General features: G+C 63.0%; 13 protein-coding genes. 9 read left to right on the top strand and 4 right to left on the bottom strand.

From position 1 onward, the window contains the following. Positions 1-68: 68 nt before the first annotated feature. Both NKI97_RS01610 and NKI97_RS01605 read right to left on the bottom strand, forming a co-directional pair. Complete coding sequence (locus NKI97_RS01610) at positions 69-1,046, bottom strand: Bug family tripartite tricarboxylate transporter substrate binding protein (protein ID WP_352448305.1); 978 nt, start codon at positions 1,044-1,046, stop codon at positions 69-71. Positions 1,047-1,251: 205 nt separating this feature from the next. Next, on the bottom strand, positions 1,252-1,791 hold the full coding sequence (locus NKI97_RS01605) for a GNAT family N-acetyltransferase (RefSeq protein ID WP_352832353.1): 540 nt from the start codon (positions 1,789-1,791) through the stop codon (positions 1,252-1,254). Between the two features lie 226 nt (positions 1,792-2,017). On the opposite strand from NKI97_RS01605, the gene NKI97_RS01600 reads away from it, so the two are divergent. The 4 genes from NKI97_RS01600 (at position 2,018) to NKI97_RS01585 (ending at position 5,703) form a co-directional block, all read left to right on the top strand. Then, positions 2,018-2,473 carry a DUF2214 family protein gene (locus NKI97_RS01600; protein WP_352832350.1) on the top strand — a complete coding sequence of 152 codons (456 nt, stop codon included), beginning with the start codon at positions 2,018-2,020 and terminating at the stop codon, positions 2,471-2,473. A gap of 184 nt (positions 2,474-2,657) precedes the next feature. After that, complete coding sequence (locus tag NKI97_RS01595) at positions 2,658-3,635, top strand: tripartite tricarboxylate transporter substrate-binding protein (RefSeq protein ID WP_352832348.1); 978 nt, start codon at positions 2,658-2,660, stop codon at positions 3,633-3,635. 79 nt (positions 3,636-3,714) lie between these two features. Beyond that, complete coding sequence (locus NKI97_RS01590; protein ID WP_352448309.1) at positions 3,715-4,182, top strand: tripartite tricarboxylate transporter TctB family protein; 468 nt, start codon at positions 3,715-3,717, stop codon at positions 4,180-4,182. Between the two features lie 9 nt (positions 4,183-4,191). Continuing rightward, positions 4,192-5,703 (top strand): tripartite tricarboxylate transporter permease, encoded by a 1,512-nt coding sequence (locus tag NKI97_RS01585; RefSeq protein WP_352832345.1) that lies wholly within the window; start codon positions 4,192-4,194, stop codon positions 5,701-5,703. A gap of 34 nt (positions 5,704-5,737) precedes the next feature. Here NKI97_RS01585 and nth read toward each other — a convergent pair whose 3' ends face one another. After that, on the bottom strand, positions 5,738-6,559 hold the full coding sequence (gene nth / locus NKI97_RS01580) for an endonuclease III (RefSeq protein ID WP_352832342.1): 822 nt from the start codon (positions 6,557-6,559) through the stop codon (positions 5,738-5,740). Positions 6,560-6,581: 22 nt separating this feature from the next. Between nth and NKI97_RS01575 the strand changes: the two genes are divergently transcribed. Beyond that, positions 6,582-7,076, top strand: coding sequence for a DUF2244 domain-containing protein (locus NKI97_RS01575; RefSeq protein WP_352448312.1), 495 nt, complete (start codon positions 6,582-6,584; stop codon positions 7,074-7,076). Positions 7,077-7,335: 259 nt separating this feature from the next. Here the strand turns inward: NKI97_RS01575 and NKI97_RS01570 are convergent, their stop codons facing one another. Then, positions 7,336-7,902 carry a class I SAM-dependent methyltransferase gene (locus NKI97_RS01570; RefSeq protein ID WP_352832339.1) on the bottom strand — a complete coding sequence of 189 codons (567 nt, stop codon included), beginning with the start codon at positions 7,900-7,902 and terminating at the stop codon, positions 7,336-7,338. 115 nt (positions 7,903-8,017) lie between these two features. On the opposite strand from NKI97_RS01570, the gene NKI97_RS01565 reads away from it, so the two are divergent. From NKI97_RS01565 to NKI97_RS01550, 4 genes are all read left to right on the top strand, one after another. Further along, entirely contained in the window at positions 8,018-8,911 is an 894-nt protein-coding gene (locus tag NKI97_RS01565; protein WP_352448314.1) for a methylated-DNA--[protein]-cysteine S-methyltransferase, read from the top strand. Positions 8,912-9,027: 116 nt separating this feature from the next. Further along, positions 9,028-9,936 (top strand): ribokinase, encoded by a 909-nt coding sequence (locus tag NKI97_RS01560; protein ID WP_352832336.1) that lies wholly within the window; start codon positions 9,028-9,030, stop codon positions 9,934-9,936. Positions 9,937-9,942: 6 nt separating this feature from the next. Then, complete coding sequence (locus tag NKI97_RS01555; protein WP_352448316.1) at positions 9,943-11,403, top strand: amidase; 1,461 nt, start codon at positions 9,943-9,945, stop codon at positions 11,401-11,403. 103 nt (positions 11,404-11,506) lie between these two features. Next, positions 11,507-12,121: a LysE family translocator gene (locus NKI97_RS01550; protein ID WP_352465943.1), complete on the top strand. Its 615-nt coding sequence runs from the start codon at positions 11,507-11,509 to the stop codon at positions 12,119-12,121. Positions 12,122-12,134: the final 13 nt, after the last annotated feature.

Genomic DNA, 12,134 nt, shown 5'->3' with positions numbered 1-12,134 from the left:
GCCGCGTATGTCCATGCGGCTGGCGAAAGTCGGCAAGGGTTGGCGCAGGCCGCCCCTTGCCGAGAGCATCACGCCAGGCCGAGGTCCTTGAGTATCGTCCCGATGCGGGCCGTGTCTTCGGCGACGAATTTCGTATAATCGTCACCGGTGAGCAGGATCTGCGTCCAGTTGCGGTTCTTGCATTCGGTGGCCCAGGCGTCGCTCTTGGCCATGGTCTCGATCAGCTTGATCATTGCTGCCTTGTCGGCGTCCGAGACGCCGGGCGGTGCGAAGACGCCGCGCCAGTTGAACAGCTCGACATCGATGCCGGCTTCCTTCATCGTCGGCGCATCGATTCCCTCCTGGCGTTTATCTGCGGAGATGGCCAGCAGCCGCAGCGCACCCGCCTTGACCTGTTCGGCGAACTCGCCATAGCCGGAGATGCCGGCCGCGACCTGGTTGCCGAGCAGCGCCGAGAGCGCCTCGCCACCGCCGGCAAACGGCACATAGGAGAGATTGGTGGCCGGAACACCGACGGTCTTGGCGATGAGGCCGAACAAGATGTGGTCCGAGCCGCCAGCCGAACCGCCGGCGACCGGAACCTGCGTCGGGTCGGCTTTGAGGGCGGCAACAAAGTCGGCCGCAGTCTTGAATGGCGAGGCGGCCGGCACCACAAGCGCCTCAAACTCGCCAGTAAGGCGGGCGATTGGCGTGACCTCGGTAAGGTTGTTAGCCGCCTTGTTGGCGATGATCGCGCCGACCATGACCATGCCAGCCACCATCAGCGCATTGCCCTTGCCCTTCCACTGGTTGACGAATTGCGGCAGGCCGACAGTACCGCCGGCGCCGCCGACATTGGTGATCTGCGAGCCGGAGATCAGTTTTTCGCTGCGCAGCACCTGGTCCATGGCGCGCGCCGTCTGGTCCCAGCCGCCGCCTGGCGCCGCTGGCACGAAAATCTGCAGCTGCGGCGCGTCCTGCGCGAAGGCGGGGATAAAATGCGATTGCGCGAGTCCGGCAGCACCTGCTGCCGCGGTGCTCATCAAGAATCGGCGTCTGTTCAGCATGGGATTCCTCCAAATCGCGACACCTCCTCCGGTGCCTGCCAGAAACGTGGCCTGACTTCAGACCCGCTCGACAAAATTCATGCAGAGTTTGCGTCCTCCTGTCAAAGACAGAACACTCCGCATGCGGCAATCGGCCTGCGCGATTTTCAGGCTGGCGAACCGGACGCCCGAAGACGACGTGGCAGGCAGTGCCAAACAGCATCCGTCAGGGTTGCCGCTCCAGCAGGATGGTCGGCTTGCCTTGGTAGACGGTTCGCAGCACTTCGCCATAACCACATTTTGCCGCGACGTTCAGCGATCCGGTGTTTTCCGGATCGATGATGCAGACGGCCTTCGCGGCGCCGAACGTCTCGTCGCCCCAGGCAAGCACCCGTGCGACGACTTCGCTGGCCAACCCCTGGCCATGCACGCCCGAAACCAGAGCCCAGCCGGCCTCCGGAATGCCCTCGATCGACGGCGTCATGTCGCGTTTCAGATCGTGAAAGCCGGCCTCGCCGATGAAGCGGCCGGTCGCCTTTTCCTCGATCGCCCAGAAGCCGTAGCCCAGAAGCGACCACAGGCCGGCATGCCGCAGGAAGCGCATCCAGCTTTCCTCCCGCGTGCGTGGCTTGCCGCCGATAAAGCGGGTGACGACGGGATCGGCCCACATTGCGACATAGGCGTCGAAATCGTCAAGCCGGTGCGGCCGCAGGACCGTGCGCGAGGTCTCAATCACTGGGGCGACAATTGTATGCGGACTGGCCATGATCATGTCTCGGTTGTGTTGCCGGTGCCTAATGCAGGTCTTCCAAAAGTGGGGACAGCGACACGCCCGAGACGGGAAATCCAAATCCGTTGCGAAAAACAAGAGCCAAGGCTGTGTAGATCATCTTCCAGGCTGATGTGAATCCTGCCAGGCGGTGTTAGTTTTTCTCCAGTACTGGTTCAGGCGCGTTGGGTTTCGGCGCTGCCGTCCGACAGAGGGGAACAGCATGGACACCACCGACCTTGTGCTTGCCATCTTCCATCATCTGCTGGTGTTTTCGCTGGCAGGCATCATCGGCGCCGAGTTCGTCCTGATCCGCAGCGACTTGTCCGCCGCGACGCTGAAGCGGCTTGTCGGCATCGATCGCCACTACGGCATCATCGCCATGCTAATCATCGTCGCCGGCATCGGCCGCGTCGTCTATGGTCTGAAGGGCTGGGAATTCTACGTCTACAATTGGATGTTCTGGGCAAAGATGGCCGCTTTCGCCATTGTCGGCCTGTTGTCGATTATCCCGACCATCCGTTTCCTGTCCTGGAACAGGAAGGTAGTCGCCAATCCCGGCTTCCAGGTGCCTGCGGCGCAGCTAACGTCCGTTCGCACCTATGTCCGCACCGAGGCATTGATCTTCCTATTGATCCCGGTGTTCGCGGCGGCGATGGCGCGCGGCTATGGCTACTAGCATAGGTTGGAGGAAGGGCATCGCACGGCCCAGCCTTCCCACTCATTTGCGCGGATAGACGTGCAGTTTGCCGTTTGAGCCCGATTGTCATTTGTCGGGTTGCGCTAGTTATTGCTCCATCTACATTCGGTTTTGAGAGGAACTCCGCGCAGCGGTTGGCAATCATATCCTGGGAGGAATCACGATGAGAAAATTCGTCGCCGCGCTAGCTGTCGCTGCGGCCGCCATGCTTTACCCACCGGCCGCTGGCGCGCAGACCTACCCCGAACGCACCATCACCATTGTCGTGCCGTTTTCGGCCGGCGGCCCTACTGACACCGTCACGCGTCTTGTCGCGGAAGCCATGTCGAAGGACCTCGGCCAGCAGGTCATCGTCGAGAATGTCGGCGGCGCCGGCGGCACACTGGGCGCCGGCCGCGTCGCAAATGCCGAGCCTGACGGCTACACGCTGCTCCTCCATCACATCGGCATGGCGACAAGTGCTACGCTCTACAGAAAGCTCGCCTACGACACGCTGAACGCATTCGAATATGTCGGCCTCGTCACCGAGGTGCCGATGACCATCGTCGGCCGCAAGGACCTCGAGCCGACCGATCTGAAGGGGCTGGTCGACTACGCCAAGGCCAACAAGGACAGCATCACCGTTGCCAATGCCGGGATCGGTGCCGCCTCGCATCTGTGCGGCATGCTGTTTATGAGCGCCATCGGCACGCCGCTGGTCACCGTACCCTCTAAGGGCACCGGTCCGGCCATGACCGATCTTCTCGGCGGCCAGGTCGACATCATGTGCGACCAGACGACCAATACCACCAAGCAGATCCAGGGCGGCACGATCAAGGCTTATGCCGTAACCTCGCCGCAACGGCTAGACGTGCTGCCGGACGTGCCGACGACGATAGAGGCCGGTCTTCCCCAGGTGCAGGTCGGCATCTGGCACGGCATCTATGCACCGAAGGGCACGCCGGCCGAGATCACCGAACGCCTGTCGAAATCTCTGCAGGTGGCGCTGAAGGACCAGAACGTCGTCGCCCGATTTGCCGAACTCGGCACCAAGCCGTCGCCCGAGGCCGATGCCACGCCGGCCGCGCTCAAGGCCAAGCTGGAAAGTGAGATTGCGCGCTGGAAGCCGATCATCGAAGCGGCCGGCCAGTACGCCGACTGAAGGTTTTTAACGAGGCGCCGCCAGCGCCCCGTTTTTACACCGGCATCGGCACGCCCGTGAGGCGGGCCGGGAGGACGCCATGAAACCTTTCGCAATCGACAGAACCAACGGTATATGCGCCGCGCTGTTGATCTTTATTGGCGCCTTTTTCGCGCTGCAGTCGCTGGGCCTCGAAATCGGCACCGCCTTTCGCATGGGGCCGGGCTATTTCCCCCTGGTTCTGGCGATCGTGCTCATTCTGCTCGGCGCCGTCATCCTAGTCGAGGCAGTGCGCTTCGAGAGCGAGCCGATCGGTTACATTGCGTGGCGCGGCATGCTGTTCATCCTGCCTGCTCCGATCTTCTTCGGCCTGACGGTGCGCGGCCTCGGCTTCATCCCATCGATCTTCCTGACGGCGCTGATCGCATCGTTTGCCAGCGGCCGCATGAAGCCGCTGACCGCGCTCGTGCTGTCGGCCGGCCTGACGCTGTTCGCGTTCGTCATCTTCAGCTACGCACTCGGCCTGCCGTTCCGGCGTTTCGGCCCGTGGCTGCCCCTATCATTGTGAGGAGATGAAATGGAACTCCTCAACAATCTCGCACTCGGCTTTTCGACGGCCACATCTTTGGCAAACCTCGGTTTCTGCCTGATCGGTGTCCTTCTCGGCACGCTGATTGGTGTCCTGCCCGGTATCGGCGCCACCGCAACCATTGCCATGCTGTTGCCGATCACCTTCCAGATCGGCGATCCGGTTTCCTCCCTGATCATGCTCGCCGGCATCTATTACGGCGCGCAGTATGGCGGCTCGACTACCGCTATTCTCATCAACATGCCCGGCGAATCCTCGTCGGCCGTCACCGCCATCGACGGCTACCAGATGGCCAGGAACGGCCGCGCCGGGGCGGCACTGGCGACCGCGGCGATAGGCTCGTTCTTTGCCGGCACGGTGTCGACCTTCCTCGTCGCCATCTTTGCCCCGCCGCTGACGGCGATAGCGTTGAAATTCGGTGCTGCCGAGTATTTTTCGCTGATGATTGTCGGTCTGGTCTCGTCCGTCGCGCTCGCCCACGGCTCGATCGTCAAGGCGCTGGCCATGGTCGTGCTCGGCCTGCTGCTCGGCCTTGTCGGCACCGATATCTACACCGGTACACCCCGTTTCACGCTCGGCATCCGCGAATATGCCGACGGGCTGAATTTCGTCGCAGTGGCGGTCGGTGTCTTCGGCGTCGCCGAGATACTGCGCAACCTCGAAAACGAGCATGAGCGTTCCGTGCTGATCCGAAAGATCTCCGGCCTTATGCCGACCCGCGAAGATTTTCGGCGCATGGCGGCTCCCATCGTGCGCGGAACGATCATCGGTTCGGCGCTCGGCATCTTGCCGGGAGGCGGCGCGATCCTTGCCGCCTTTGCCTCCTACACCGTCGAAAAACGTGTCTCGAAAAATCCCGGGGAATTCGGCAAGGGCGCCATCCAAGGCGTCGCCGGACCGGAATCGGCCAACAATGCCGGCGCCCAAACCTCCTTCATCCCGATGCTGACGCTCGGCATTCCGGCCAACCCGGTAATGGCGCTGATGATCGGCGCGATGATCATCCAGGGCATCGTGCCCGGCCCCAATGTCGCCATCGAACAGCCTGCGCTGTTTTGGGGTATCATCACCTCGATGTGGATCGGCAATCTGATGCTGATCATCTTGAACCTGCCGCTGATCGGGCTTTGGGTGAAACTGCTTACGATCCCGTATTACGTGCTCTTCCCGATCATCATGGCGTTCTGCTCGATCGGCGTTTACAGCGTCAACACCAACGTCTACGACCTCTATGCCGTCGCCCTCTTCGGCTTGCTTGGCTATCTCCTGACCAAGCTGCGCTGCGAACCTGCGCCGCTGCTGCTCGGCTTCGTGCTCGGCCCGCTGCTCGAGGAAAACCTGCGCCGCGCCATGATCCTCTCGCGCGGCGATCCGAGCACCTTCGTGACGCGGCCGATCAGCGCCAGCCTGCTCCTCATCGCGCTTGCCGTGCTCGTCATCGTGTTTCTCCCCGCGGTCAGGAAGAAGCGCGAGGAGGTGTTCGTCGAGGAGAGTTGCTGAACGTGGACGGCGCCACATACGAGGAACTTCACAGTCACTTGCCGGGCACTGACTCAGTAGCCGCTTCTCCTGGCCCGAGCGGCGCGATCTCCACCAGCGGTGCAGGCACGCTGGTCGTCTTTTCCTTGGCCTTGCAGATATCGGCGATGACGCAGACCGGGCAATCCGGCTTGCGCGCCTTGCAGACATAGCGGCCGTGCAGGATCAGCCAATGATGCGCATGCCGCATATATTCATCCGGAATGATCTTCAGGAAACCTTGCTCGACCTGTTCCGGCGTCTTGCCCGGCGCCAGGCCGAGCCTGTTGCCTATGCGGAAGATGTGCGTGTCGACCGCCATCGTATGCTGGCCGAATGCCACGTTGAGCACGACGTTGGCGGTCTTGCGGCCGACACCCGGCAGCTCGACCAGTTGATCGCGATCCTCAGGCACCTCGCCGCCATGGTCGCGGATCAGCGCCTCCGACAGCGCGATGACGTTCTTGGCCTTGTTGCGCCATAGCCCGATGGTGCGGATATGGTCGCCGAGCTTGGCCTCGCCCAGCGCCAGCATCTTTTGCGGCGTGTCGGCAATTTTGAACAGCGCCCGCGTCGCCTTGTTGACGCCGGCGTCCGTCGCCTGAGCCGAAAGCACCACCGCCACCAACAGCGTGAAGGCGTTGATATGTTCGAGCTCGCCCCTCGGTTCCGGCCGCTGAACGGAAAAGCGCCGGAAAATCTCATGCACCTCGGCCGCGCTGTAAAGCGCCCGCGATCTCGCCGGCCGCGGACGCGGCTTGACGTTCGAGCCGTCGCGGCGGCCGGGCAACAGCTCTTTTTTTAGCGCAGAAGAGTTTTTGGGCTTGGGGCTTGTCATTGCCTTCCTATAATATTCCCCAATGAGCGACACAAACGCCTCATTTCAGGCCGACGAGCCATTTTTCCAGGCGCTGCTGACACCGCACCGGTCGCTGGGCAAGACCGGCTTTGCCATATTGATGAGCGCCCTGCTGTTCGGCTGGCTGGTGACCGGAGCTTTTTTTCTGTCGCGCGGCGCCTGGCCGGTGTTCGGCTTCTTCGGCCTCGACGTGATCGCCGTCTACATCGCCTTCCGCGCCAATTATCGTGCCGCCCGGGCTCGCGAGGAGGTATCGGTGTCGCGCACCAGCCTCGACATCCGCAAGACTGCCCCGTCAGGCAAATCGGAAGCACACCGCTTCAATCCGTTCTGGGCGCGCTTTTCGATCGCCCGCCACGCCGAGATCGGCATCACCAGAATGGCGGTCGAGGCGCAAGGAAGAACCGTCTCGATCGGCGGCTTCCTCAACCCTGACGACCGCGAAAGTTTTGCCACCGCATTTTCGCGCGCTCTGGCGACCGCCAAGACGCGCTGAGCCAGCGTTTCAGAACCGATAGCGCAACAGCCTGCCGATCTTGCGCAATGCTGGAATGTTTTTCCAAAGGCGAACGAACAGTTTCGCGAACCAGCGCATGCGAGCGGCATGTTCCGGCTTATAGGCAGGGATGTCCTCGACGAACCGCAGCTTCGGAACGGCTCGCTCCAATTCACGCGGGTTCTCGATGCTCCAGTGGACCTCGGCACCGGTGGCGCGGAAGGAGGAATTGAGGCGAATGATCTTCAGGCCCAGGCGACTATAGGCATCGAAAAACCAGTTCGCCGCTCGAAAGATGTCCCACCAAACGAGAAAACAGTTGCTGCCCCTCTTCGGCGCCCAGGTAGGGAGTCAGGCCTTCCGCCACGACTATGGCCGGGCGATCCCGAGGTACTTCGTTCAGCCATCCCGGTTCGGTGACCGACGAAGCGATCAGGTGGTAGTGATCCCGCACTGGATAGAGCTTGCGCCTGAGGTCGATGACTTCGGGATAGTCGACGTCGAACCAGTCCACGCCGGCTGGCGGGTCGATACGGAATATGCGCGTATCGAGCCCACACCCGAGATGCAGTACGATGGCGTCAGGATTTCGGGCGAGAAAGTCCTGAACGCAGACGTCCAGCGTCTTTGCCCTGATTGCTAGACCGACGCCGAGATTGTTGTCGACCCTGAGCCGTGAGAAATCATAGTCGATGTTGCGCACCGCCTCGTCGGCAAAGTAGTCCCTGAGCAGCGAATTGGGCAGCCGGCTCTCCAGCGCCTTGCCGTAAAGTGTCAAAAACAAGGTCTCCTTTGCCCCGGTCAGGTTTACTTTTTCACCAGCCACGACCGTCCTCCCCATTCAAAGCCCAGCTCTATCTGGGTACATGCCGCGGGAAAGCAAGTTTCGGGTGGTGATCGGCGCCGCGAAGGACGATATTCGCACTCAAGGAGATACTGCCATGAACGCCCAAATGCCTCTCAAAACGACAGCAATCCTTCAGAAAGACATCACGCCTGAAGGCGGCGACTACGAAATCGTCCGTCGTGCCATCGAAAAGATCAGCCTCGACTATCGCGACCAGCCTTCGTTGGAAGTGCTGGCCGAGGAGGTCGGCGAGACGCCGACCGGGCTGCAGAAGCTGTTCACCCGCTGGGCCGGCCTGTCGCCCAAGGCTTTTCTGCAGGCCGTCACCCTCGATCATGCGCGCAAGCTGCTCGATGCCGGCATGCCGCTGCTTGAAACCTCGTTCGAACTCGGCATGTCCGGCCCAGGCCGGCTGCATGATCTGTTCGTCACCCACGAAGCGATGTCGCCGGGGGATTACAAAACCCGCGGCGCAGGGCTCACCATCCGCTACGGCTATCATATCTCGCCTTTCGGCATCGCGCTGATCATGGTGACGGACCGCGGCCTCGCCGGCCTCGCCTTCAACGACCCCGGCGGCGAGCGTGCGGCCTTTGCCGACATGACCAGCCGCTGGCCGAATGCGACCTATGTCGAGGACATGGCGGCGACGGCGCCCTATGCCGCGCGCATCTTCGATCCGTCGCTGTGGCGCGCCGACCAGCCGCTGCGCGTTGTCATGATCGGCACAGACTTCCAGGTCCGTGTCTGGGAGGCCTTGCTGCGCATTCCGATGGGCCAGGCCTGCACCTATTCCTCGATCGCCGCGCGCATCGGCGCACCGAGTGCCAGCCGGGCTGTCGGTGCCGCGGTCGGTGCCAATCCGATGTCCTTCGTCGTGCCGTGCCACCGGGCTCTCGGCAAGTCCGGCGCACTCACCGGCTACCATTGGGGCCTGACCCGCAAACGCGCCATCCTCGGCTGGGAGGCGGGACAGGTCTCTTCTTAAATAGCCAACGAATGGAACGATTGGAGCGATGCAAGGACCGCTAGGGTGACAAGCAGCGATCTTACGGAGTAGCTTCCCGCGCAATTAGAGTGGTATGCGCTAGCGGGAGGCACTTCTTGATCGTCGTCATCGGCTCCATCAATCTCGATCTCATCGCCAGTGTCGACCGCTTGCCCGGTCCCGGCGAGACGGTGCGCGGCTCCGGTTTCGCTACTGCCCCCGGCGGCAAGGGCGCCAACCAGGCGCTGGCCGCCGCCCGTGCCGGGGCCAAGGTGCGCATGGTCGGCGCGGTCGGCAAGGACAGCTTCGCCAGCGAGGCTCTGGCGCTGCTGCGCGACGGCAAGATCGACCTGTCCGGCGTCGGCGAGACCTTTGCCTCGACCGGTACCGCGTTGATCATGGTCGGCGCCGACGGCGAGAACGTGATCGCCGTTGTGCCGGGCGCCAATGATTCGGTCGTGCCGGGTGACCTTTCCAAGGCTTTCGTAAAAAACGGCGACGTCGTGCTGCTGCAACTGGAGATCCCGCTGCAGACCGTCGAGGCAGCACTCGACGCGGCAAGGACAGCCGCCGCGATCACCGTGCTCAACACCGCCCCTTTCCATGGCGACGCGGCCGGCTTCCTCGGCAAAGCCAACTATGTCGTCGCCAACGAAACCGAGTTCGACCTCTATGGCGAGGCGCTGTCGTTGAATGGCCGCGACCGCCCGGCACGGATGCGCGACTATGCCGCGAGAACCGGCCGCACCATCGTCGTCACGCTTGGCGCGGACGGCGTTCTGGCGGCAACGCCGGACGATCTCCTGATGGTTCCGGCGCTGAAGATCAGTCCGCTCGATACGGTCGGCGCCGGCGACACGTTCTGCGGCTATTTTGCAGCCGGGCTGGCAGCCGGCCTGCCGCTCGACCAGGCGCTTGCCCGCGCTGCCGCAGCCGGTTCGCTGGCCTGCCTGAAAGCCGGTGCACAGCCGGCCATCCCGCTGGCCAGGGACGTCGATGCCGCTCTGCAGAAATCTACAGGCTGAAGCCGGATGACAGCCATGCGCCCGACGACCAAGCATGCGGTGCCGCCCGCCGGCGACATCTGCCGCCTGTCTGCCGTGGCGCTTGCCGGGAAGATCCGGCGCCGGCAGCTTTCGGTGCGCGAAGTGGTCGCGGCATTCCTCGACAGGATCGAGGCGGTGAACCCGCTGGTCAACGCTATCGTTTCATTGCGTGAGCGTGCCGACATCCTGCGCGAGGCCGACAGCGCTGACGCTCATCTGGCGCGAGGTGGAGATACCGGATCGCTGTTCGGCCTGCCGATCGCGATCAAGGATCTTGCGCTGACAAAAGGCCTGAGAACCACCTTCGGCTCGCCGATCTTCGCCGATTTTGTGCCTGAGGAAGACGACTTCTTCGTCGAGCGCGTCCGCAAGGCCGGCGCGATCATCATCGGCAAGACCAACGTTCCCGAATTCGGGCTCGGCTCCAACACCTACAACACCGTGTTCGGACAGACGCTCAACGCATTTGACCCGGCGCTGACCGCCGGCGGCTCGAGCGGCGGTGCGGCGGTCGCGCTGGCGCTCGACATGGTTCCCGTTGCCGATGGCAGCGATTTTGGCGGTTCCCTGCGCAATCCCGCTGCCTACAACAATGTCTATGGCTTCCGTCCATCGCAGGGATTGGTGCCGGCCGGCCCTGACCTTGATGTGTTTCTTGCGCAAATGGGCGTCGAAGGGCCGATGGGGCGTAAGGTGCGGGACATGGCGCTGCTGCTCGACGTGCAGGCCGGCTACCATCCTCGCGCGCCGCTGTCGCATGATAAGCCAGGCTCGTTTCTCCAAGGGGTGGAAACGCCGGCGGCCGGCGGGCGTATCGCCTGGCTCGGCGATCTCGAAGGTCATCTGCCGGTTGAAGCAGGCATTCTACAGCTTTGCGAGGCAGCACTCGGCCGGTTCGCGGGTGTATCCTTCGAGGCCGAGCCGCTGATGCCGGAATTCGACTTCGAAGCGCTGTGGCAAGCCTTTGTAACGCTTCGCCAGGCGAGCAGCGGTTGTGCACTCAAGGCGCATTACGACGATCTCCTGAAACGAAGTCTGCTGAAGCCGGAGGCCGTTTGGGAGGTGGAACATGCACTGCGCCTCACCGCGCCGCAGATCCATGCCGCCACGGTGAGGCGCTCGTCCTGGCATCGAATGCTGCTGTCGCTCTTCGAGCGTTTCGACCTGATTGCGCTGCCAGCCGCACAGGTCTTTCCCTTCGATGTCGTCACCCACTGGCCAAGGGAAGTGGCCGGGCGTGCCATGGACAGCTATCACCGCTGGATGCAGGTCTCAGCGCTCGCCACGCTGGGCGGCTGCCCGGCGGTCAACGTACCGGCGGGCTTCGACGCCAGGGGCAGGCCAATGGGCATGCAATTGATCGGGCGACCGCGCGGTGACCTCTCCGTGCTGAGGGCGGCTGCCGCCTATGAGGCCACGCTGCCATGGCAGGCCGGCGCCTGCTAAAATCAGCTCCGTATTGTCGGCGCCTCGCCGACTTGCACGCAACTCATCGTCATGCATTGATCGCGACAGCGCGCCGCACGAGCGGCATTCTGTGGAGGGAAAAATGTCGCTGGAACTCTACGCCACCTACGTCGTCGCCTGCATCGTCATCATCCTGGTGCCGGGGCCGACAGTGACGCTGATCATCGCCAACAGCATCCGCCACGGCTCGCGCGCCGGTCTCGCCAATGTTGCCGGCACCCAGGCCGGGCTGGCCATCATGATCGCCATCGTCGGCATCGGATTGACCTCGCTGATCGCCGGCATGGGCCACTGGTTCGAGTGGGTCCGGCTGATCGGCGCCGCCTACCTGATCTGGATGGGCGTGCAGATGTTCCGCTCGAAAGGCAAGCTGAACGCCGACGGATCGGCAAAAAGGCCGCGTGGCGGCTTCTTTTTGCAGGGGCTGCTGGTGGCGATCAGCAATCCAAAGACGCTAGTGTTCTTCGGCGCCTTCTTTCCGCAGTTCATCGCGCCTGAAGGCAATTACGCGTTACAGATCGGCGTCATGGGTCTCACCGCGATGATCTTCGCCGCAGTCTCGGATTCGACCTACGCGCTGGCCGCCGGCCGCGCCGGACGCCTGCTGTCGGCCGGCCGCGTCAAGCTCTTGTCGAGGATCAGCGGCAGCTTCCTGGTCGGCGGCGGCCTGTGGCTGGCCTTTTCCAAGGCGAAGTAACGGCCGCGAGCCC

Source organism: Mesorhizobium sp. M0296, from assembly GCF_040321675.1.
Classification (GTDB): domain Bacteria; phylum Pseudomonadota; class Alphaproteobacteria; order Rhizobiales; family Rhizobiaceae; genus Mesorhizobium.
This window is presented reverse-complemented; position numbering and strand designations above follow the sequence as displayed.